Genomic DNA, 21,790 nt, shown 5'->3' with positions numbered 1-21,790 from the left:
GTAAGGGCGTGACCGAGATACGGCCGGTTTCAACAGTCCCTTTGACCAATTCAAACCCGTACCAGCCAATAAGTGCGAACAGCGCGCCAAGTGCGAGAAAGCTGAGAATGTCCAATGCAATACGCAAAGGGCGCGGCATCAGATTATAGACAACGTCGATCCGCACATTTCCTTTCCTTCTGATCACGGCGGCGTAGGACCAGGCCGTAGCTGCCGCGAAGACATAGCCTGAAATTTCATCCGCGCCCCCAAGCGACGAGTTAAAAAGCTTACGCATGATGACTTCCAATCCCACCATGAAAGCTGTCATCAAAAGGGCCGCCCCTGCGACCCAAACGGCAATTTCTGAGACACGGTCAAGCGCGCCTTGTGTTCGGATCAACATGGTAAACCCCCCTGCAAAGTTGGATGGCGGCACCAGCATGCCAGTGCCGCCAGGCGCATTACTGAATCGACAGACCGTTGGCCGCGCCGATCGTGGCGTTCCACGGGCCTGCGCAGTCCGCGTCGCCGCAGCGGTCTAGCCAGCCTGGGAAGACATGGCTTTGCAGGATGCTATTCGCCTGCGCGCTATCGGCCTCTGTCATCGGGATAAGGCTCATGCCGACGGCATCGCCTTTGGAACAACCCGCGTCATCACCCGTCAGACAGGCCAACCCCTCGTTTTCTTCAGTGACGTAGTTTGTCCAGGTGGCGTCTTCCCAATTGCTGATCTCTTCGGCCAATGCGGCGCGAGACGCTTCATCAAGGCTCTGCCACATGGAAAGGTTGGCATAGAGCCCCGCCATGCCCATGTTGATCGGCAGTTCACCAACATAGTTGATCACCTCATGCCAGCTGGCGTCATAGGCCGGGATCGCACCAGTGACCGCGCAATCGACGACGCCGTTCTGAATGGCGGGAACAACCTCACCGAATGCAATCGTCACGTTTGTGGCCCCTGCGCCCGACAAGAAGTCTGCGTGGGTGGCGCTAGAGGTTCTGATCTTACGGCCTTCAAGTCCGGCCAAGCCATCGAACTCGTCCTTGCAGAACACGAACTGGCGACCAAAGGGGTAATGCGCCAGCATGATCAGGTTCTGCTCCGCCAGACGTGCATTGATCACGTCGCGGTAGGCATCGGCATTGGCACGTGCACTGGCCATATCGGTTGCGACACCGGCAAGATCGATGCCTTCCATCTCGGGCGTCGATCCGGTGACATAGGCGACAACCATGTTGCCCATATCGAACACACCGTTTTGCAGCAAGTTGAGCGTCTCGTATCCTTTCAGGCCCATGACAGAGATCGAGACGATTTCACCGCTCATCTGCCCATCGGTATTTGCCGACAATGTTTCGGTCCAGAACGGTGCTTCGTAGTTTCTATATTGGCTCAGGCTGCTCCATGTGCCAATCACCTTGAACTGGTGCGGCTGGATTTCGTCTGCCGCCGCCGTTCCAGCGGCGACAGCAAGACTTAGCCCTGCGATGGTGGCGAGTGATTTCAACATAATTTCCTCCCTTGGATGTGTTGAATATGTGCCGCTGCGGTTAGTCCGAGCGGTCGTTGATGGGTGTGTTGGTGGTCCAGTTAAAAGTCCCTGTGTCGCGTTCCTGAACAGCCTGTTTCCAGCCGACCGCCTCGACGCGGGCCTTGAAATTCATGCCCTCAGGCGAATGGCGGGTGATCCCGTCAAAGACGGTGGCCAATCTTTGGGTCTGGTTGATCTTTTCTTCCACAGCCGCGTTGATCACCATCTTCTGCATGGCCAGCTGGTTGATCGGAACGCTCGCCATCCGGGCGGCCAGTGCTTCGACCTCGCCGTCCAATTGCGCATCTGGCACGGATTTCAGCACCAGCCCCATCTCGGCAGCCTCGACGCCCGAAATCTTGTCGCCCGTAAACATCATGCGCTTGGCTTTTTCCGGCCCCAACCGGTGCACCCACATCGCCGTCGTCGGGCAGCCCCAAACACGGCTGGGCATGTAGCCGATCTGCGCTGTGTCTCCCATGATCGTAAGATCCGCGCAGAGCGCGATGTCTGACCCGCCAGCAACGGCGAAACCATGCACCTTGCAGATAACTGGTTTCATCGCTCGAAAGAGAGACATGAAGGCCTGCGTATTGGTCCACATAAACTGGAAATCCTGCATCGGATCCCAAGGCATCTCCTGCACAACCTGATTTGTGCTATTGCCTTCGGCGTAATGCGCCAGGTCATAGCCCGAACAGAAAGCCTTGCCCGCACCCGACAAGACCATCACATGTACGTCACTGTCGGCATCCGCTTGCGCCACCGCCGCAGCCAACTCGCCGGGCAAGTCATCGTCGATGGCATTCATCACCTCGGGACGGTTCAGGGTGATCCGACCAATGCGGCCGTCTTTCTCGTAAAGAACTTTTGGCAAGGTGCGTTGCTCCAGTTGTGACTCTCGGTTCGCTGACCGGTTATGGGAGCATGGTTGGCAAACCTGATATTTTCCATTATTAGTTTTCTATGTTTTGATAACTTTGGAATATCAATAATGCTGCCAACACTTCGCCAACTCCTCGTCTTCAAAACCGTCGTTGAGCAAGGCAGTTTTCGAAAAAGCGCTGACGTCCTGAACACATCCCAGCCAGCGCTGTCGAACTCTGTTAAGGCGCTGGAAGATGTTCTTGGGACGTCGGTGTTCTTCCGAACAACACGATCTGTGGAACTGACTGCGGCTGGCGTAGCACTTTATTCGCGCATCGATCAGATTTTTGAGATGGTTGAGACTGCCACATTGGAAGCCCGCGATGCGGCAGACGGCAAAGGCGGCAGGCTACGACTAAATTACGTGGATTTTGCGATCCTGGGTGGATTGCCCGATGTGCTGGAAAATTTTCGGTCGAAAAACCCGAAGATACAGATTGACATAGGTTTCGCCCGCACGCTTGAACAGATTGAAAAAATGCAGAAAGGCCAGATAGATATCGGGTTTATTTTTGACATGGACACGCCTATTCCGCCGGATTTCCGGCGATTGGTTTTCAGTGTTGAAGGACTTGCCGCTGTTGTGCCCAGAGCGCATCGGTTGGCCAAGAGGGCCACGCTGGAGCTGGAAGAGCTCAAAGGCGAACCCATCATTGCGGGCGACGCCAGATGGGAGCGGTATACGGATATGGTCAACGAGCATTGTATTGCACGTGGCTTCTCGCTCGAGATTTCTCAGCGGGCTTACTTGCGCGACGAGATGCTGTCTCTCGTTCTGGGCGGCATGGGGGTTCTGATCTATCCCAATTGCATCATGAACGCCGCGCGCTTTGGTTTGCGGGCTATTCCGATCAGCGATGTTGGCGATGTTATCACGACCTCACTGATTTGGCGCAGCGACAGCGCGAACCCAATTGTAGCCCCGTTTGTCGACGCTGTGCGCAAGTCGTTAGCCAGCGCCGTTGATACAGAATAGTTATCAATACATAGATTTTTGATATTTGAGAATTCGCGGCACGTTGCCTCTGATATTTTATGAGAACAATGAATAGTCAGAGCCACAAATGTACAACTTACACCTCGAAAAAGCGCATTTCCCTGCTCAGTCAGACATGGATGCAATCGATGTGCCCATTGGCGAAGGCCTAAGGGAGGTCACAGCAAGCAACATCTACAGGCCGGCACTGACTGAGATCCGTCAAGATGGGTCTCGGGGACGCTCCTGGACATACGGTGCGCTTTGGGATGATTGCGAACGACTAGCGCTTGCTTTGAGTTCGCGGTTTACCAAGGGCGAAAAGATTGTGGTCTGGTCTCCAAACAGCCCTGAATGGGTTTTGATGGAATATGCCTGTGCGCTTGCCGGTCTGGTGCTTGTAACGGCCAACCCATCGCTGCAAGCCAAAGAACTTCGGTATGTACTCGAGCAGTCTGGCGCTGTCGGCCTGTTCCATGTTCAGGAATTCAGGGGCAACCCTATGGCACAGATCGCCACGCTTGCCAGCGACGGCAATACGATCCTGCGGGAAGTAACTGATCTTGATGATCACGACGTTCTATTCTCACGAGGCTCAGACGAGGCACGTCTTCCTGAAGTGTTGACCTGCGATCCGGCACAAATTCAATACACGTCAGGAACGACCGGGTTTCCAAAAGCAGCACTTTTGTCCCATGGGGGGCTTTTGAACAACGCGCGCTTTTATGCAGATCGCTGCGGCGTCACGGAACACAGCATCTGGATCAACATCATGCAGATGTTTCACACATCCGGCTGTGGGATGGTGACGCTGGGCGCAATGCAGGCAGGGGCGCATATGGTGCTTGTCAGCTTGTTTGACGCGCCGCGCATCGTCGATCTGCTTGAAAGCGAAAAGGCCGATGTCGTCTTAGGCGTTCCGACAATGGTGGTCGCCCTCCTTGAGGAACAGGAAGCCAACCCGCGTGATACAACTGCGTTGCGCGTGATCAGCTGTGGCGGTGCAAATGTTGCCGCGGATTTGGTACGCCGGGTGAAGCAAGCGTTTGGATGCGGATTTTCGACCCTCTATGGCCAAACGGAGCACTGCCCGGTTATCACCCAGCACCACTTGGGCGACAGCATTGATGATATCTGCACGACCATTGGCCAGCCGATCCCGCAAACAGAGGTGTCCATCCGACGTTTGAGCGACAATTCCTGCGCTGAGCTGAACGAGCCGGGGGAAATCTGCGCGCGCGGTCCCTGCACAATGCTTGAATATCACGACAACCCAGCGGCCACGCAGGCGACGATTGACGCAGCAGGGTGGCTTCATACGGGTGATTTGGGCACCATGGACGATCGCGGCTATCTCAAGATCACCGGTCGGGTCAAAGAGATGATTATTCGTGGCGGAGAGAACCACTTCCCTGCGGAAATCGAGAATGCGATGCTAACGCATCCAGAGATTCAAGAAGTCGCTGTGGTCGGTATCGCCGACGAGAAGTGGGGCGAGTTAATCGCGTGTTTCCTCCGGCCATCGGGCGATGCAACTTTAAGCGCGGCGGACCTGAAATCTCATTGCCGATCCGAATTGTCTCCGCAAAAAACGCCAAATCTTTGGATTGAGGTCAAAAGCTTTCCGATGACCGGGTCCGGCAAGATCCAGAAATTCGCCTTGCGCGATATGTTCGAACGCGGTGAACTCACACCTTTAACGGCATAGGTGATCGGGTGACGAAATCCGAACGGGATCTGCTGACGGCGACGCATTGGGGCACCTACCGGGTGGATGTTGAGAATGGTCGTGTCATCAACCTTCGTGGGTTTGAGCATGACCCAGATCCCTCGCCAATTGGGCCGGGGATAGTGGATGTGCTTGACGGCCCAACACGGATCATGGCCCCGATGGTGCGAAAGAGCTGGCTGGAAGGTGGCCCGGGCACGGCGGGTGACAAACGCGGGTCGGACGCATTCGTGGAGGTTACCTGGGAGGAAGCCAACCGGCTGGTCGCTGCAGAGCTTACCCGCGTGCGCTCTACCCATGGCAACCGCGCGATTTATGCCGGGTCTTACGGCTGGGCAAGTGCCGGGCGGTTTCACCACGCGCAAAGCCAACTCAAACGGTTTCTGAACTGTATCGGTGGATATACCGGTTCCAAAAACACGTATTCCTTCGCTGCGGCAGAGGTGCTCGTACCTCATGTCCTCGGCACCTTCCGCGGGCATTTGGATACAACCACAAGCTGGGAAAGTATTGCATCAGATTGCGAGCTCTTCGTGGCCTTTGGCGGCGTGCCTTTGAAGAATGGGCAGATCAGCCAAGGCGGCACCGGCGCACATGTGCAAAAAGACGGGCTTCTGGCCGCGCATGAGGCAGGTGTTGACTTCGTCAATATCTCGCCGCTGTGCTCGGACCTGCTTACCCAAGTGGATGGAGATTGGCTGCCTATCCGGCCCAATACGGACGTGGCACTGATGCTGTCGCTGGCCCATGTGTTGCTGGGCGAAGATCTGCACGATCAAGCATTCCTTGACAACTATTCCGTCGGTTTTGCGCGTTTTGCTGACTATCTGCTGGGCAAAACGGATGGCATTCCCAAATCACCTGAATGGGCCGCAGACATCTGCGAACTACCTGCCGACACCATCCGTGATTTGGCCCGCCGCATGGCACGCAGCCGTACTATGATCTCAACCGCTTGGGCTTTGACACGTCAGGATCACGGCGAACAACCGTTTTGGGCGGCCATCGCACTTGCGGCGATGCTGGGGCAGATCGGCCTGCCGGGGACGGGCTTGGGCTTTGGCTATTCGGCGATGAACAACACCGGATTGAACCGCACGCCGGTCAACTATGCGTCCTTTCCACAAGGCCATAATCCTGTGCCGGATTTCATCCCCGTGGCGCGCGTGACAGACATGCTGGAGACCCCGGGCGGGACATTCGACTATGACGGCGCGTCTTACGCGTATCCCGACATCCGGCTCGTCTGGTGGGCCGGTGGCAACCCCTTCCACCACCATCAGGATCTGAACCGCATGCGGCGGGCCTGGGCCAAACCCGAGACCATCATCGCCAATGAATGGTGCTGGAACGCACTGGCCAAACATGCCGATATAGTGCTGCCCTGCACCACGCCGCTGGAGCGCAGCGACATCGCACTGACGCCCAAAGACCCTTATCAGGTGGTGATGGACCGCGCCATCGAACCTGTGGGACAGGCGCGTGATGATCACGAAATCCTGCGTGGCATTGCCGCTGAAATGGGCGTGGAAGAGGCGTTTACCGAAGGGCGCAGCCCGGAGGAATGGCAACGCTGGATCTGGGAGGTTTCGCGCCAACAGGCCGCAGGACAACGTGTTGAGCTGCCCGATTGGGAGAGCTTGCAGCGCGACGGCTGGGTCAAGGTGCCGGTCCCGGACAAGCCCACCGTCATGCTGGGCGCTTTTCGCACCGACCCGGAGGCCAACCCGCTCGCCACACCGTCGGGCAGGATCGAAATCTTTTCGCAGACCATCGCAGACTTCGGCTATGACGATTGTCCCGGCCACCCCGCGTGGCTGGAACCAACCGAATGGCTGGGCGCTGCTGCCCCGGATGACCTGCACATGATATCCAACCAGCCCCGCAACAAACTACACAGCCAGTTGGATCACGGCGCGGTCAGCCGTGCAGACCGGCCAAAGGGCGTTGAACCGATGACGATGCACCCGAGAGATGCAGCGGTGCGCGGGCTGATCGACGGTCAGATTGTCAGAATTCAAAACACCCGCGGCGCGTGCCTTGCTGAACTGCGGATCAGCGACATGATCCGACCCGGCGTTATCCAGATTGCGACCGGCGCATGGCTCTATTCTGACGGCGACCTCTGCCGCAATGGCAACCCGAACGTGCTGACCCGTGACAAAGGCACATCAAGACTGGCCCAGGGTCCCGTGGCGCATTCTTGCCTTGTCAAAGTAGAGACTGTTGCAGGCAAAGTGCCTCAACAAAAAAGGTGAATTGAACGCCGAACAGCAAAACAAGACTTCAAAATTCGCGTGGGATGACCATAGTACTTGTCCGGCTGGGGATGACCGCTTCGACGATTTGAATTGCGACGCCGCATGAACGCCACTGCATGTGTTTGCTAATGCTGCGTGAGCAACCGCTGCACCAGCAAAGGCAACTTTTGTCCGCATCTTTCCTCTTCATCTCGAGCGCAGCGAAGGTCCGGTCTTGAGATTTTTCGCAGTAGATGGCTTTGAAGTTAGTCTGCGAACACCTGTCTTGCCGACGCGAGCCTCATCCAGTCCCGACCGCCGAATGCGACGAGAGCGAGATAAACAATTCCGGTATCTAAATCCGGTTTGAATACGATGGTCAGTCGGTGACCTGCGCCGCCATGGCGCACGAGCCATCCGTCCAGCTTGCCGCTGAGGCGAGCACCGGATTTTGGCTTTTCGGCAATCTTCTGGATAAGGGTATCGATTTCATCGAGCCTGCGGCTTGCTGCAGCAACGTCACCGTCAGTCACGTCGACAATATGATCAACGATACCGATAAGGTCCCGTTCAAAGAACGGATGCCTGACAAAACGCATCAGGTCTTCTGAGCCATCGCCGCAAGATGGGCCCGGGCGCCTTTAGTGACGTCGGCGGCATCGCCGACGGGTTCCCATTGATCGAGAGGCAGAGACAGACGACGCTCTAATTCTGCTTCGAGCAGAGACCGTTCACGATCTCGCTCTGCCTTGGCCTTCGCCAATTCACCTGAAACAGCCGCGCTCATATTTGGGTACTCTCCAGCTTCGACCAGTTCCTTGGCAAATGTGTAGGCCGTGTCGGTGAAACTGACGGATTGCTTTTGAACGCTCATCGCGGACTCCTTGGTGCTCCAATAGACTACCGAATTTTGCCGCTTCTGGCAAGCAGGTCAGGCCGACCGAGCGAAATGCGTCAACAGCCTGTCGGCCTCCCCAGCTCGGTACGCCAAGTCGCAGGTGAGAACGGCCCTTCGGTCCGTCGCGCATTCGGCCATGCGGCCTCACCGCGGCGCAGCACCCAGCATCCCGGTTTGCCCGCCTCGCGAGCACGTCCCTCCCCGGCCGCTCCGCCGGATTGCGCTCTGGTCTGTTTTGGCCTGAGGCCAAAACGATCCCGCCGCTCCATCCGTCTCCCGCGTCCGGTCGGGCCGTTTGCCTGCTCGGGTCGGGCAAACCTACCGTCAAAACACACACACATGAGCGCGGTAGCATATCCTCCGGATGGCCCCCAAATCAGCCCGCGTCAAGGATCGCAAAACTTTTCGGCGAGGGCGGGGCCTGTGGCGCGGGGCGATCCCATGCGTGAGGGCGCGCATGTGTCCGGTGCTGCACGCGGAAAACTTTTGCGCCCGGCAAGCCGGCGGCTGCGCCGTCCCTGACCCGGGCAGATTCGGAAACCAGGCATTCGGCCATGCCCCCACACTCAGGTGGCGGCCTTGGAAACGAACACTGGAGACCAGACATGGCTTACGACACTGAAAACACCTACGAGACCATCGAGCTTTTCGGACTGACCGAGAGGGACGCGCAGCTGCCGATCCCGGAGGATCGCGTCCTGACCGACCACATCATTCGCGAGAGCTTCGAGGTTTTGCTCGGTCAGCTGCGCGGGACCGGGCTTGAAGCCGAAATCGAACCGCTGGCCCATGGGCTCGCCACGATCCTGCAGCGCCGCAAGGTGGCGCTTGGCAAGGAGGTCGACCGCACCGCCGACAAGATCAGCGCGCTGGCAAAATCTCACGACGGATCGGAGATCGCCGAGACCGCGCTCGAAGAGGCGCAGGCGCGCTTTCTGCAGCTGCGCGAGATTGTCAGCGCCATCGAGGTGATGAGCGAGGCAGCGGCAGAATGCTACGAGATCGAGACGGGCCACGCCTTCATCCCGGCAGCTGGGTCGCGCGCAAGCGTCCGGGCGCAAGAGACCGGGGCGGTCTTCGAGGCGCGGCAGCTCCTCGAGCAGCACGACCGCGAGACTGCCGAGAAATCCAAAGTCGAGGGGGTGCCCCTGATCGTCTCAGGCGCCACCGACTGGACCGATGTCGATGTGATCTTCAACACGCTCGACAAGGTTCGCGAACGGATCAAGCAGAACCGCAACCAGGAGATTTTCCTCTGCCACAAGGGTGGCAAGCACGGGGCGGAGATGATTGCGGCCCGGTGGGCCCGGGCACGCGGGGTCGCGCAGGCGCGCTTTGATCCGCGCTGGTCCGCGCACGGGCGGGCGGCACCGTTCAAGTGCAACGACGAAATGCTGGACGACAAGTTCGCGGCGACGGGGGTTGTACTCTTCGGCGGCAACGGGGTCGCGCTGAACCTCGGGCAGAAGGCGGAAGCGAAAGGTCTGACGGTCATGCGGGTTGCGGACCCGGCGAAGAAGGCGTCGCAGGATTGAAGAGAGGGGGTCGCGCTTGGCGCGGCCCTTTCGTCATGTCTCATGGCGCGTGCGATCGGTCGCGCGTGATCGGCAGTCTGCGGTGGCCAGCACCGTTATCCCTCTACCAAGTCCGTCAGAGTGCGGCCCATCCGCATCGGTACGGGTTGGGGATGGTGCGCACCTCACGCACATCGTCAGCATCGCAACACACGAAGGCTCGAAACGTCGCACTTGAGGCTAAAGACTTGCGCGTCCCTCGGGTGGTGTTTCGGAACATCGCACCCGCGCGGGGGGGCTCCGTCAGCTCCCCGGCCAGACTTGGCGGGACGCGGACGCGGATGATGGCGGCTGCGTGATGGCAAGGGTCATCCGGATCACTCCTTTTTGCTCATAGATGTGGATCGCACGGGGTCGGCCCAATCGTGCCCTCAGCTCACGCTTCGGCAAGCACAAATACGGCTTCCACGGCTGATCGTCAAAGGTCACGACGTAAGTGCCTGTGCCAAACTCCTCGCCGTCCTGGAAATCGATGATCTCGACCGTGGGCACACCGCGCATCGCCGCCGCGACGGTGAACGAACAGGTTGGGCAGGTGAGTTCGCCGACACCAACTTTGATGCGCTGTTCGTCAGCGCTGGCGGGCATTGCGGCCAGAATTCCAAGGGTTGCGAGTGCGAGATAGAGATGTTTCATCGGTCAGACCTCTCAATAGGACAGGATGTAGGGGGTCAGGTAAGGGAAGATCATCGCCACGGCGACGATCGCTGTGGCAGCCCAGAGAATGGACCGCATCAGTATTCGGTTCATCGGTCGCGCGCAGGTGCCATCAGCGCAGGCTTCGGCCGGGATCGGGCTATACGCCTTGTAAAAGCCGTATCCGATGAAAGCGGCACTCAGTGCGAAGGTGATCCACTTGTATTGATAGAACGCGCCCAACTGGGCGATGAACACGCCGGTGACGCCGAAGCTCACAAGCACCAGCGGTAGGATACAGCAGGAGGTCATGGCCAACGCGCCCAGCACGCCAAGCCCGGTTGTCGCCCATGCCTTTTTGTCAGCAGCCGGTGTTTCGCCCATTGCCGTCTGGCGGCCGGCGGATGTGGTTTCAGTCATGGTTCGAATCATCCTTGCCTCAATGATGATCTCAATCTAGGGTCTGTAGCTGGTACAGGCTCAAGGGAGTTTGGTGTGAAAAATCATCACAGATCGGTGAAGGTCCTCAGGCGCGGAGATCTCGCCAAGCTGACCGGCTGCAACCTCGAGACCATCCGCTACTACGAGAACATCGGCGTGATGCCCGAGCCGCCGCGCTCCAGCAAAAACTATCGTGTCTACGATGACAGGCATGTCGCGCGTCTGCGCTTCATCATGCGCGCGCGCGAGCTGGGGTTCACGCTCGACGAGGTTCGCGATCTGCTCGCATTGGTCGATGGCGGGGCCCAGACCTGCGGCGAAGTGCAGGGTCTGGCGAATTCGCACCTCGCCTCAGTCCGCGCCAAGATCGCCGATCTCAAGCGCATCGAACACGTCCTGTCATCCACCGTGGCGCAGTGTACCGGAGACGATGTGCCCGAATGCCCGGTCATCGATGCGCTGACGGAAGTGGCGTAAGAGACGTCACGTCAGCAAGGCCGTGGCAACGTAGATGTATTCGGATTCTCGGGACTGTTTTCTTGTAACTGAATGCACATAAGCGGGCTTATTCGTTTTTGAGCCGTCACCCCGGCAGATACTAAGCTGCAATCCGCCACATACGGAACCGCCCCTGCCCTGTAACCTCGCGGATCAAGCCTTTCTTTTCCATCCACGCGAGGTTTCGTTGCACCGCCGCGCGACTGGCACCGATCTGAGTCTCAGCCATCGGCGCGGACACCAGAGGCCATTCCGCGAAGAGAGTTAGCAAAGCAGGAGGCGTCTTGCCTGATAGTTTCGCCATTTCGCCCTCTGCTTGAACCGTCCAAGTCTCAACCAAATCCAAATGCCGCATCGCCGTTAGTATCGCGCTGTTCATCACGTCCAACCAGCGGGCCAAGCGTTCAGGTGGCACGCCCGAGGCCCGCAGCCCCCCCGCCCCGCCCATGGCCAGCGGCGCAAAGATGGCTCCATTGCCGTCGCTGGCCGCGATCCTGCCAGCAGTTACAGCGGCCTCAATACGGTCTCCATATTGGCCGAGGCCAGCCAGACTCCAGAGGTGAAACCCCATGCAAGCGCTCGTGATCGGGTGGAGGTCAACCGCCGCTGTCATCACGTCCAGCCAGCTCCCTGCACGCTCGTCAAAGCGCTCGGCATTGTTCTCGAACTTCTCAGGATCACGCCGATCCAGGAAGGACGCCAAATCTACCATTGGCTCCGGACCACTTGTCAGGCGTCGCATGGCCCATCCGGCCCGGGCCAGTGCTTCCGAGTCATCCTGCACTCCAGACAAACGCATGGATATCCAAAGCGCCAGCCGATCGGGGCTCACACGATCGCCTGCGAACCAGCTGAGATCCGCCGCCTCTATTAGAGCCAGTCTGTGCCGCCAGCCCTCCGGGCCGCGCAGCAACCGGTCATCCAGAGCACCCAGGCGTCCAGCCACCTTTGCCAGCCGCGCAGTATGAGCACCCTCTGCCTTTGCCCAATCTTCGATGACCACGGTATCAGGCGGTTCCGCCCGTGGCCCAGGAGGCAAATCATCCGGTTCTTCTTCGAGCGGCCCGGGCAGAAACCAGAGGTCTTCTTCGTGAGCCTCCTCATCCCCCTCGGTAATGATGAGAGCGTCATTGAAATCATCACTAAAAGTGAATGCTTGCGGCTTCATGTGTGCAAAATACCAACTTTATGCACATTACCCAAGCGATTTTGTGGCCATTGCCCATGCTCTTTACATAGTATTCGCGGGCGACTGCCGGAGGAACCTCTCTGATCGCGTTCAGGATAAGGAAGCCAAGGGGTTCTTCACCAGCACGACGATAGAGCAATCTCTTGCAATCGTTTACAAACGGTCGTTTAGTATCGGTATATGAAATTGCAAACGGCCGATTTTCATGCCCCTGATAGGCTATGCGCGCGTATCCACAGAGGATCAGACCCCCCTGCCCCAGTCTGAGGCCCTGCAAACTGCGGGTTGCGTCGAGATCTTTGAAGAGCACGCCTCGGGCGGCAATCGCGCGCGACCGGTGCTGGCACGCGTGCTCGAACGCGTCCAGAGCGGCGATACGCTGGTCGTTGTGCGGATCGACCGGCTTGCGTGGTCTCTGTCGCACTTGCTGGAGGTGATCGAACGTCTGGAGGCCAAGGGAGCTTTCTTCCGCTCCCTGCAGGACCCCATCGACACCGCTTCCCCACAGGGCAAGTTCACATTGCAGGTTCTAGGCGCCGCGGCCGAGTTCGAGCGGGCGCTGATCCGCGAACGTACCAAGGCGGGGCTGGCAAGTGCCCGTACTAAGGGCCGGGTCGGCGGGAACCCGGGCCTACGCGCCCGCGATCCAGCGGCGCTACGCAAAGTGCGGCGCGCGCGGCAAGACGGCTACATGGAGCGGCTGAACGAGATGGCTCAGGACTGGGTGCCACATGTCCGACGACTTCGACCCGATATGGCCTGGGAAGATGTGCTTCGGATCATCAATGGCCCCCTGCCCTACGACCGCCACTGGACGCAAAGCCGCCTTCTGCGCGCAGTGAAAGCCTATGTGCGCGACGGGTTTCTGCCCAATGAAGTGCTTGGTCGCGCTGGACGACGCGAAACCGACGACCGCCTGCCCGCGATTGTCGCTGGCATCAAGGGCGCGGACCCTGACATCACGCTCCAGGCGATCTGTGACCGACTGGAATCCATGCGCGAACGCACCCCGCGTGGACGCGCCAGCTGGCAGCCGTCGTCCGTGAGGATGCTGCTGGAGCGCGCGGAGAAGTTGGGCTTGCTGAAGTGCGAGCAATAAACACAACCTTGCAAATCTTCCAACTCATGGAACAATTGCAAGGTTGCAGCCCGTTTTCTGGTCAGGTGAATGGATTCACGACGCGTAACTGATCTTCAACCAGCAATCCGTCGTGCATATCTTCGCTCCACAAAGTCGTGCATCCAGCAATAAGGGCGGCCGACACAATCATCGCGTCATAGACCGAAAGCTGGTATTTTTCTGCCAAAGCTCGGCCCACCAAATGGGTTTGCACAGACAGGTCTTCGACTTCACACAAGGATTGGACCCCTGCAAGAAAAGCGCCGGTCTCCTCCCAACTAAGACCGGCTTTCCTCCGGCAATTGACCATCGCTTCGTTCAGGACCTGCACACTGATCCGCGGCCCTTGCCCCAGGATGTCTTCCGCCCGATCCGCCTTTGGGCCGTCGTCAAGAAGGTAAAGGACGACATTTGTATCCGCGAATTCAGCGCTCATGCGCAGCGTCGCGGCTCAGGCGTGCGTCCTTGGATAGTTTTCCGCGAAACCGCCTTAGCCCTTGCAGGACTTCATCGGCGCGAGGTTGGCGCTGGACGAGCAAGGTACCGTCGTCCTTTATCAGATCGATTTGGTCACCCTCTTTAAGACCAAGTTCGCGCACAAGATCGGCAGGCAGGCGGACCGCGAGCGAATTCCCCCATTTTGCAACTTGCATCGGTATCGTCCCTCCTGGTGGATATACGAGCCTATATGTATATCATCCTGACGCAATTGCCAAGATCAGCATTCGACGACGACGGCGAACGGGCTTGTGTTTCGACGGTGAGCTCACACAAGATGTGGAAAAAACTTGCGCGAATCCGACTCTTACGGCAATAGTCACGGAAACGAGGCAAAAAACGTCAATAACCGTGAACACGCCAAAGATGCGTAGCGCGGATCGAGAGGGCAGATGAACAAGACTTTCGTGCATCAGGACCTGAACGCGGTCATCCGCCAGCATTCCGAGTGGCTGGCCAACCAGCTTCATTCGCAACGCGAGAGCCTGTTTCCCCCAGACGCCACAAAGGAAATGCGCAAATTCTCCTCCGGCGAGGCGGCAGCGCTTCTTGGTGTGAACGACTCATACCTGCGCAAAATCAACCTTGATGGCAAGGGCCCTTCGCCTGAACTGACGGCCGGCAATCGTCGCCTGTATTCCGCGCAGGACATTCAGGCCCTGCGTGTCCTGCTGGAAAAGACCGCGCGCAAGCCTGGAGACTATATCCCCGGACGGCGTGACGGCGATCACCTGCAAGTCATCGGTGTGATGAACTTCAAGGGTGGATCGGGCAAAACCACGACTTCGGCACACCTTGCACAGCGGCTGGCCTTGCGCGGTTATCGCGTCCTGGGCATTGATCTTGATCCGCAGGCCTCATTCACGGCGTTACATGGCGTACAGCCCGAATTCGATCTGACAGATGGCGGCACGCTCTATGACGCGATCCGCTATGACGACCCAGAGCCGATCCGCGCCGTCATCCGCAAGACCTATATCCCGAACCTCGACCTGATCCCGGGCAATCTGGAACTAATGGAGTTCGAACACGAAACGCCGCGTGCTCTTTCACAAGGCAACGCAGGCCTGTTCTTTTTCCGCGTAAAAGAGGCGTTGGCCCAGGTTGACGGCGATTACGACGTTGTGGTCATCGACTGCCCGCCGCAACTGGGCTTTCTCACCATGTCCGCACTTTCTGCCGCCACCGGCGTGCTGGTCACAATTCATCCGGAAATGCTCGACGTGATGTCGATGTCGCAATTTCTGCGCATGACGGCTGATCTGATGGACGTGATCGCCGAAAGCGGTGCGGACATGTCCCACGACTGGATGCGCTATGCGCTGACACGCTATGAACCTCAGGATGCACCACAAAACCGGATCGTTGCCTTTCTGCGCACCATGTATGGCGATGCGGTGCTCAACTCGCCTATGCTCAAATCGACGGCGATCTCCGATGCAGGTCTGACAAAGCAAACCCTATACGAAGTCGAGCGGAGCGCCTTTACCCGCACGACCTATGATCGCGCCCTTGAAAGCCTGAACGCGCTGAACGACGAAGTCGCTGATCTTATTCAGAAAACGTGGGGTCGGGCATGACAAGTGGCAAGAAAAAACGGATGTCGATGCTCGACAATCTCGCGGCAGCCGGTGGCCCGGCCCCTGCCCCTCAGGCTGGCGCCGTAACCCCTATGATGACGTCCAACCGCGCCCTGCGCTCGGCCCGTGACGCGGTCGATTCACATCATGTCTGGGAACTCGACCCGGCCAGTATCGTCGACGACCGAATGGCCGACCGGCTTGATCCGGCGGATGTGCATGATCTGCGCGTCGCAATCGAGGCGAATGGTCAGACCGTACCAATTCTTGTGCGCCGGCACCCGTCAGAGACGGACCGCTATCTGCTCGTCTATGGTCGCCGCCGGCTCGAGGCGATCCGCCAGTCCGACAAGGTCGCCAAGGTGCGCGCACTGGTCGCAAATCTGGATGATGACAGTGCCCTGCGTGCGCAGATTTCCGAAAATATGGCGCGCCGCGATTTGTCCTTCATTGAAAAGGCGATATTTGCGCAAGAACTCGTATCGTCGGGCTTTGGAAATCAATCACAGGTTGCAGAAGTTCTGACCGTGACCAAATCTTCGGTGTCCATGGCCATCGCCATCGCCGACATGGTCGGTACAGACCTCATCCGCGCCATCGGTGCTGCACACGGCATCGGCCGACCCCGGTGGGAGGCCATGGGCCGTGCCATCGCGGACAACGACCTGGATCGGGGCAGCCTGATCCGCCTTGCTGAGGAAACCCATGGCAAGGCCGATGTGGCCATGGTGATTGATGCCGCACCTGGGACCGACGACCCCTCTGTGCAGGCGTTCGAGGCCGTGTCGAAGGTTGTCACAAGGTTAGTCAAACCGGCCAAGGCCCCCTCCACTTCCGCTGCATCCAGTCAGCCGCTCAGGATTGGGGGCAAACGTGGCGGCACGCTCAAACGCACCGCCAAAGGGATCTCGATCGAGTTGCAGAATAGTAAGTTTGCCGACTGGGTAGAGTCTGAAGCCGATGATTTGATTGAAGAACTTCACGAACGCTGGAAGCAGCGTTCAGAAGACTGAGGAAGAGCAGAAACCAAAAACAGGAGGCACGAAAAAGCCAAAGAAAAGGTCCCGCAAAGCGACCGCCCTACGAGACCCTGACTTGTTCTTAGCACTTTCAAGTTAGTCTCGGTCGCCGTTTTTCGCAAGTCTTAAGTGATTCGCGGACCGTGATTTCTTTGTCTTAGTGAATGTAAAATGGACTACACCCCCGTAACGCCTTTCAGGCGACCCATAAATGCTGCCATTCTGCAATATCAGGCAGCGGCGCAACAGGACCTCCCCCCTTCCGGCGTCAACAAATGGGAAGTACTTCGCGAACTCGCCGCTGCCCGTATCGCCTTCGGCTTGTCCGACCGTGATTTGAGCGTGCTTCAGGCATTGGTCAGTTTCCATCAGGCCACGATCGTTGGCGGGAACCATAGTGAAACTGTCGTGCATCCGTCCAACAAGGCTATTTGTGAGCGCCTGAACGGTATGCCCTGCTCGACCATGCGGCGGCATCTGGCGAACCTGGTGCAAACCGGTTTTGTCGTGCGTCGCGACAGTCCCAACGGCAAGCGTTACACGCGCCGATATGGCGACGAAAAGATCGCTTTCGGCTTCGATCTGGCCCCCCTCGCCCAACGCTTCGTCGAAGTGTGCGAAGCCGCAGAGGCTGTCCGTGCTGCGGAGGAGCGCTACAAGCGGCTTAGAACCACTGTAAGCCTCATGCGCCGTGATCTAGCGGGTCTCGTCGACTACGGCCGCTCTCTGCGCCCTGATCGCGCCATCTGGGACCAGGCGTCCGACCTATGCGTCCTGACGGCGCGTGACCTTCGCCGCAAGCTCGACTTTGCAGAGTTGCAGCAGATGGAATCTGCGTTGTCCGAAGCCCTCAACGCCATTCGGGACCTGTTGGAACCAGTGCAATCACAAGATATGAGCACCAATGAAGTCACAAATGAGCAGCACTATCAGAATTCAAATAAAGACTCTTATGTTTTTGAACCACGCTTAGAAAAAGCGCAGGTCGAGGGCAGCGCCTCCGATCCGGCGGCAGCACTGGTTGCAGAGGCTAGTACTGATGAGCCTGTCCCGGTCGACAACAATCTACCCAGAATACCCCTCGGTCTCGTTTTGGCCGCTTGCTCTGAATACCGAACTTATGCTGAACGACCTGTGCGCCACTGGCATGATCTAGTAAGGGTTGCCGATGTAATAAGACCTATGATGGGCGTCTCTCCTTCAGCTTGGGATGAGGCCAAACAGTACATGGGCCCGGAAGAGGCATCGGTGGTCATCTTGGCAATGTTGGAACGCTTCGGCGACATCCGGTCGCCTGGTGGGTACTTGCGGTCACTGTCTGCAAAGGCTGCGCTCGGTGAATTCTCCTGTGGTCCCATGATCATGGCCCTAATGAGAAAGGACGCTGCATGAAAAGTTCACAGCTGTGAACTGCGTCTTGTTTCGTCCCGCAGAAGACAGGTTCACAGCTGTGAACTCATTGCTTAGGGGATCCGTCCACTTTCTTCCTGGGCGCGCTGACCTGCGTAGAGCGCGGACTAACGAAAATCACACAGTCAGGTCACCATCTCCAAACAGGTTTGGAAAAAGCCGTTCTCGATAATCCAACGGAAACGCCAACCGAACTGGCGTCTTCGGCGAGGCGGACGTCATGTATCCGGCGGCGGTCAGTTTACTCAGCGTGTTGCGAGCAGTACGCTCGGACGTCTTGAGCACAATCTGCGCATCGCCTCGTTCCAGTGCCCCATGCCGAAGAACCGCCGAGATTAGTTCCGGCGCTCGCTTGTCATCGATGGTATCTGCAACAAGACGACGATACCGTTGGTCCATTCCGCCGAGATCGAACAATCTTGCTGAGAAGGTGATCTGGTCGAGCGTCACCTTTAGGAACCATTCACTAAACGTCTTCAGTGCCGCTTCTGACAGGTTCCCCCGTCCGTCGCGGTCTCCGCGGCGTGGACTGTCGGCCAGATCCATCATCCGTTTGTACTCGCCCCGATCGGTTAGCCCGCGGGCCAGCCCACGTGATACGGACCAGAGCCCTTGGCCACCAATCCCCGCTGTGAGGGCCATGGCATGAGACATCAGTCTGCTGACACGGCCGTTACCATCCGGGAAAGGGTGGATGTAGTTGAGCCGGTGATGTGCAGAGGCGATCGCGATGATCCGTCCGCTCGAAGACCGCGCCGCAATCTGAAATCGTTTGTCGAAATGGTCCATGAATGCCGCGACGCGCGACGATGAAGGAGGTAGGTGGCGCCCGACCGCAACTTCCCGATCATCATCCTGGCGCATGCGTCCCGGAACGATGGGCTCTTGTGTGCCGTCGGGATGTTCGATGACCCGAAACTCATCCGGCATCTCGTCGTAGAAGGTCTTATGGACCCAAGTCAGGAATTCGACGGATGTGGGGCGGGGCAGGGTGCCCTTGCGATGCATCTCGTCGATGGCCCGTTGAACGATGACGTGCGCCCGGGCCTCAAGGGCGAGAGGGCGAGTTTCTTCCTCAAGCTCGGCACCAGCCAGCGCCCTTTCGATGTCGCGGGGGCGCGTGTTGTGTCCTTCGATCAGGTTGGAGTAGTAGCAGTTCATCACACGGACGAGATCGGCAAGTTCGGCTGCGCTGTCAGGATGCAACCCTTGTCCCAGCCCGGTGGCTTCCCTCTGGATGTCGACCGAAAGGTCTGCCAGTTCTGTGGGAATATGCTCCTCGAAGAAGCAGGGTTCGATCCTGGCGGGTGTTTCCAGCATTTTTGCCGATCTTCCATGTTTGCAAAGTAATTGAAAAATATACACATTTCGTACTTTCAAGCAAGGTTTTGCCGATATGCCTTGCCGATCTTGCCTGCCGATCTGGAATTGCTGCATGAAATCAATGGCTTCGGCAGAAGGGCCGGGCTTTTCGGTTTTGTTGTGTGCCCAAAGGGGCCGGAAAAAGAGAAAGTGTTCTTCGGGTTTTGTGACTGACGGATGAGGGCCTTTGGGGTCCCTCAGATGGGTCCGGGCCGGGTTCCGGTCTGCCGTTCCGGATGAAGGGCATTCCTATGCAATCAGGTGTCTTGCGCGTGCTCCGCGCAACCGCCGCCTCCTGGTGGCGGCATAGAGAGCTGCGCCGAACTGGCCAGACGGCGCTGGCACAGCGGCTCGAACGCCAGACCGTCCTGCGTGATCTCGGCTATCTGAAGCAGGCGGCGTCATTGCCAAACGCGCATGTGATCTGCGGGGAGGGTGGGACATTCCTCCATCTCGGTTGGACCTTCGCGCCGATCGAGCGCTTTCCCTTGGCCGCCCTCGCGGTCGCACGAGGAACGCCGTTCATCGATATCCGATCCGTCACCGATGTCACCGCCTTCGCGAACTTGCCGTGCGTGGCGCGGGACGGATCGGTCGACCCTGATCCTTGCGGTCCTGGCAGGTCCGTCTCGCTGACCACCTACATCGACATGGTCGAAGCCCTCGGTGCCAGGATCGCCAACGATCCGCGCCCCCGCCAGTCAACCTGATCACCATTCCCTCTCACCAACACTCGAAAGGAGGCCAGCCATGGCCCGATCCCGCACGCCCAAATTCGATGCCTCCGAGGTCATCACAAACGAAATCATCCGTATCATCGAGCGCGGCGTCCTGCCATGGCGCAAGCCCTGGACTGCAGGTGGCAGCTCTCGCCCTCTGCGCGTGGGCGGTGAACCCTATCAGGGGGTCAACAACTTCCTGCTGACGATGCGCACCGTGATGGCGGGCCATAGCTCGCCTTTCTGGATGACGCTGCCGCAAGCCAATGCCTTGGATGCAAAAGTCCGCAAGGGCGAGAAGTCCTCTGTCGTTGTCTATTACGGTCAAAGCCGGAAAGACGCGGGCGGCGAGGACGACCGCAGCGACGGCGATGATCACTCCGAAGAGGCCCGCATCTTCCGCTTCCAGAGATCCTATCGCGTGTTTAACGCCTGCCAGATCGAGGGGTTGCCGGATAGCTTCCATCCCGAGCCGGACCCGGTGCCCGAGCATCCGCCGTCCGAGCCCATCCCGCACATGCAGGCGTTTTTCGATGCCATCGACATCACGACCGTCTTCACGGGCACAGAAGCGTACTATTTGCCCCCCGTGGACAAGGTCTACATGCCATCAATCACGCGGTTTCAGGACCCGCGCAATTTCTACGGGGTCTGGGCGCATGAGCTGGCCCATGCCACGAAGGCCCCGCATCGACTGAACCGTGATTTCGGGTTCTCGAAGTTTGGCAACACGTCCTATGCGCGCGAGGAGATCGTCGCGGAATTGACCTCGGTGTTCCTAGGTCAGACGCTCGGGTTCACGGCGCATACGCTCGAGATGAATGCCGCCTACCTCCACAACTGGTTGCGCGTCCTTCGGTCTGACAAAGGCGCGATCTTCCGGCACGCCGCCGATGCGCAGCGCGCCTGCGACTACCTGATCGCCAGATCGGAGACGGGCAGGGCAGGGGGCCGCGCCGAGGCCGCCTGACCACACGGAGAACGGAGACTCGCATGTCACGCAAGGAACCCAAGACGCTGCGGGTGGCCTGCTTCAGCGACGGCCGCCGCAAGATCATCACCTTCAAACGCGGAGCTTATTGGTGGAGCGCTGCCGAGGGCGCTTATCCGCTCTCGGCAGCGCTCGAGAGCATCAAGCACCAAGGCGGCTGGATCGAAACCATCCCCAACCCGAATTACAGACCCAAAGGGCTGTTCGGGTAGGGCGCCTTCGGCCTCGATTCATCCGCCAAGCGGAAAAGAAAAAGCGGGCTTTGAGAAGGGTGTTTCAAACCTCTCAAAGGAGATCCCCATGTCCATGAATGTTCAACCCCAGCCAGTGGACCTGTCGCGGTTTGATGCCGCTCCTTTGATAGCATTTATTGCAACAAAGGAGACGAACTATGGGATTGAAACGGACGGATGAATTCCGGGCTGACGCGGTGCGGATCGCGCTGACAAGTGGGCTGACACGCAGACAA

Annotated in this window: 23 protein-coding genes; 12 read left to right on the top strand and 11 right to left on the bottom strand. The window is 58.5% G+C overall.

Going from position 1 to position 21,790, the window contains the following annotated elements:
• From ABJO75_RS08550 to ABJO75_RS08540, 3 genes are all read right to left on the bottom strand, one after another.
• Positions 1-385: TRAP transporter small permease subunit (locus tag ABJO75_RS08550; RefSeq protein ID WP_348432426.1), on the bottom strand; the 385-nt coding region annotated here is incomplete at its 3' end.
• Between the two features lie 58 nt (positions 386-443).
• Positions 444-1,493, bottom strand: a complete 1,050-nt coding sequence (locus ABJO75_RS08545) for a TRAP transporter substrate-binding protein (RefSeq protein ID WP_348432425.1) — start codon at positions 1,491-1,493, stop codon at positions 444-446.
• Between the two features lie 40 nt (positions 1,494-1,533).
• Positions 1,534-2,406, bottom strand: a complete 873-nt coding sequence (locus tag ABJO75_RS08540; protein WP_348288350.1) for a crotonase/enoyl-CoA hydratase family protein — start codon at positions 2,404-2,406, stop codon at positions 1,534-1,536.
• A 102-nt stretch (positions 2,407-2,508) separates the two neighbouring features.
• Here ABJO75_RS08540 and ABJO75_RS08535 point away from each other — a divergent pair, with 102 nt between their 5' ends.
• The 3 genes from ABJO75_RS08535 (at position 2,509) to ABJO75_RS08525 (ending at position 7,404) form a co-directional block, all read left to right on the top strand.
• Positions 2,509-3,417 (top strand): LysR family transcriptional regulator, encoded by a 909-nt coding sequence (locus ABJO75_RS08535; protein ID WP_348432424.1) that lies wholly within the window; start codon positions 2,509-2,511, stop codon positions 3,415-3,417.
• Positions 3,418-3,505: 88 nt separating this feature from the next.
• Positions 3,506-5,125: an AMP-binding protein gene (locus ABJO75_RS08530; RefSeq protein ID WP_348432423.1), complete on the top strand. Its 1,620-nt coding sequence runs from the start codon at positions 3,506-3,508 to the stop codon at positions 5,123-5,125.
• Positions 5,126-5,133: 8 nt separating this feature from the next.
• On the top strand, positions 5,134-7,404 hold the full coding sequence (locus ABJO75_RS08525) for a molybdopterin guanine dinucleotide-containing S/N-oxide reductase (protein ID WP_348432422.1): 2,271 nt from the start codon (positions 5,134-5,136) through the stop codon (positions 7,402-7,404).
• A 248-nt stretch (positions 7,405-7,652) separates the two neighbouring features.
• Here the strand turns inward: ABJO75_RS08525 and ABJO75_RS08520 are convergent, their stop codons facing one another.
• Both ABJO75_RS08520 and ABJO75_RS08515 read right to left on the bottom strand, forming a co-directional pair.
• Entirely contained in the window at positions 7,653-7,985 is a 333-nt protein-coding gene (locus ABJO75_RS08520; RefSeq protein ID WP_348408710.1) for a type II toxin-antitoxin system RelE/ParE family toxin, read from the bottom strand.
• On the bottom strand, positions 7,985-8,260 hold the full coding sequence (locus ABJO75_RS08515; protein WP_348408711.1) for a hypothetical protein: 276 nt from the start codon (positions 8,258-8,260) through the stop codon (positions 7,985-7,987). Before ABJO75_RS08515 ends, ABJO75_RS08520 begins: the two co-directional genes overlap by 1 nt.
• 629 nt (positions 8,261-8,889) lie before the next feature.
• Between ABJO75_RS08515 and ABJO75_RS08510 the strand changes: the two genes are divergently transcribed.
• A complete protein-coding gene (locus ABJO75_RS08510; RefSeq protein WP_348408712.1) occupies positions 8,890-9,819 on the top strand; it encodes a DUF2493 domain-containing protein in 930 nt (309 codons plus the stop codon).
• A 282-nt stretch (positions 9,820-10,101) separates the two neighbouring features.
• Here the strand turns inward: ABJO75_RS08510 and ABJO75_RS08505 are convergent, their stop codons facing one another.
• Both ABJO75_RS08505 and ABJO75_RS08500 read right to left on the bottom strand, forming a co-directional pair.
• The gene (locus tag ABJO75_RS08505; protein ID WP_348408713.1) at positions 10,102-10,494 is read right to left on the bottom strand and encodes a hypothetical protein; all 393 of its coding nucleotides are present in this window, start codon (positions 10,492-10,494) and stop codon (positions 10,102-10,104) included.
• Between the two features lie 12 nt (positions 10,495-10,506).
• Positions 10,507-10,914, bottom strand: coding sequence for a mercuric transporter MerT family protein (locus ABJO75_RS08500; RefSeq protein WP_348408714.1), 408 nt, complete (start codon positions 10,912-10,914; stop codon positions 10,507-10,509).
• 96 nt (positions 10,915-11,010) lie between these two features.
• Between ABJO75_RS08500 and ABJO75_RS08495 the strand changes: the two genes are divergently transcribed.
• Complete coding sequence (locus ABJO75_RS08495; RefSeq protein WP_348408721.1) at positions 11,011-11,412, top strand: helix-turn-helix domain-containing protein; 402 nt, start codon at positions 11,011-11,013, stop codon at positions 11,410-11,412.
• Positions 11,413-11,533: 121 nt separating this feature from the next.
• Here the strand turns inward: ABJO75_RS08495 and ABJO75_RS08490 are convergent, their stop codons facing one another.
• Positions 11,534-12,601: a helix-turn-helix domain-containing protein gene (locus ABJO75_RS08490; RefSeq protein ID WP_348408715.1), complete on the bottom strand. Its 1,068-nt coding sequence runs from the start codon at positions 12,599-12,601 to the stop codon at positions 11,534-11,536.
• A 226-nt stretch (positions 12,602-12,827) separates the two neighbouring features.
• Here ABJO75_RS08490 and ABJO75_RS08485 point away from each other — a divergent pair, with 226 nt between their 5' ends.
• Positions 12,828-13,721, top strand: a complete 894-nt coding sequence (locus tag ABJO75_RS08485; RefSeq protein WP_348408716.1) for a recombinase family protein — start codon at positions 12,828-12,830, stop codon at positions 13,719-13,721.
• Positions 13,722-13,782: 61 nt separating this feature from the next.
• On the opposite strand, the gene ABJO75_RS08480 is transcribed toward ABJO75_RS08485, so the two are convergent.
• Both ABJO75_RS08480 and ABJO75_RS08475 read right to left on the bottom strand, forming a co-directional pair.
• Positions 13,783-14,178 (bottom strand): PIN domain-containing protein, encoded by a 396-nt coding sequence (locus ABJO75_RS08480; protein WP_110281057.1) that lies wholly within the window; start codon positions 14,176-14,178, stop codon positions 13,783-13,785.
• Positions 14,168-14,395, bottom strand: coding sequence for an AbrB/MazE/SpoVT family DNA-binding domain-containing protein (locus ABJO75_RS08475; RefSeq protein ID WP_055296342.1), 228 nt, complete (start codon positions 14,393-14,395; stop codon positions 14,168-14,170). The genes ABJO75_RS08480 and ABJO75_RS08475 overlap by 11 nt, the downstream gene beginning before the upstream one ends.
• Positions 14,396-14,632: 237 nt before the next feature.
• Between ABJO75_RS08475 and repA the strand changes: the two genes are divergently transcribed.
• The 3 genes from repA (at position 14,633) to repC (ending at position 18,231) form a co-directional block, all read left to right on the top strand.
• The gene (gene repA / locus ABJO75_RS08470; RefSeq protein ID WP_055687614.1) at positions 14,633-15,820 is read left to right on the top strand and encodes a plasmid partitioning protein RepA; all 1,188 of its coding nucleotides are present in this window, start codon (positions 14,633-14,635) and stop codon (positions 15,818-15,820) included.
• Entirely contained in the window at positions 15,817-16,833 is a 1,017-nt protein-coding gene (gene repB / locus ABJO75_RS08465; RefSeq protein ID WP_348408717.1) for a plasmid partitioning protein RepB, read from the top strand. The genes repA and repB overlap by 4 nt, the downstream gene beginning before the upstream one ends.
• A gap of 177 nt (positions 16,834-17,010) precedes the next feature.
• Positions 17,011-18,231 carry a plasmid replication protein RepC gene (gene repC / locus ABJO75_RS08460; protein ID WP_348408718.1) on the top strand — a complete coding sequence of 407 codons (1,221 nt, stop codon included), beginning with the start codon at positions 17,011-17,013 and terminating at the stop codon, positions 18,229-18,231.
• Between the two features lie 135 nt (positions 18,232-18,366).
• Here the strand turns inward: repC and ABJO75_RS08455 are convergent, their stop codons facing one another.
• Positions 18,367-19,569: a Fic family protein gene (locus tag ABJO75_RS08455; RefSeq protein WP_348408722.1), complete on the bottom strand. Its 1,203-nt coding sequence runs from the start codon at positions 19,567-19,569 to the stop codon at positions 18,367-18,369.
• A gap of 278 nt (positions 19,570-19,847) precedes the next feature.
• Between ABJO75_RS08455 and ABJO75_RS08450 the strand changes: the two genes are divergently transcribed.
• From ABJO75_RS08450 to ABJO75_RS08440, 3 genes are read left to right on the top strand one after another with little or no spacing between them, the layout of a single operon-like run.
• Complete coding sequence (locus ABJO75_RS08450; protein ID WP_348432419.1) at positions 19,848-20,321, top strand: hypothetical protein; 474 nt, start codon at positions 19,848-19,850, stop codon at positions 20,319-20,321.
• Positions 20,322-20,361: 40 nt separating this feature from the next.
• Positions 20,362-21,300 carry a zincin-like metallopeptidase domain-containing protein gene (locus ABJO75_RS08445; RefSeq protein WP_348408720.1) on the top strand — a complete coding sequence of 313 codons (939 nt, stop codon included), beginning with the start codon at positions 20,362-20,364 and terminating at the stop codon, positions 21,298-21,300.
• Between the two features lie 23 nt (positions 21,301-21,323).
• Positions 21,324-21,533: a DUF6330 family protein gene (locus ABJO75_RS08440; protein ID WP_289084305.1), complete on the top strand. Its 210-nt coding sequence runs from the start codon at positions 21,324-21,326 to the stop codon at positions 21,531-21,533.
• Positions 21,534-21,790: the final 257 nt, after the last annotated feature.

The sequence above is a fragment of the Sedimentitalea sp. genome (genome assembly GCF_039973035.1).
GTDB lineage: Bacteria > Pseudomonadota > Alphaproteobacteria > Rhodobacterales > Rhodobacteraceae > Sedimentitalea.
The sequence above is the reverse complement of the archived record's forward strand: the minus strand, read 5'-3'. Positions and strand labels throughout refer to the sequence as shown.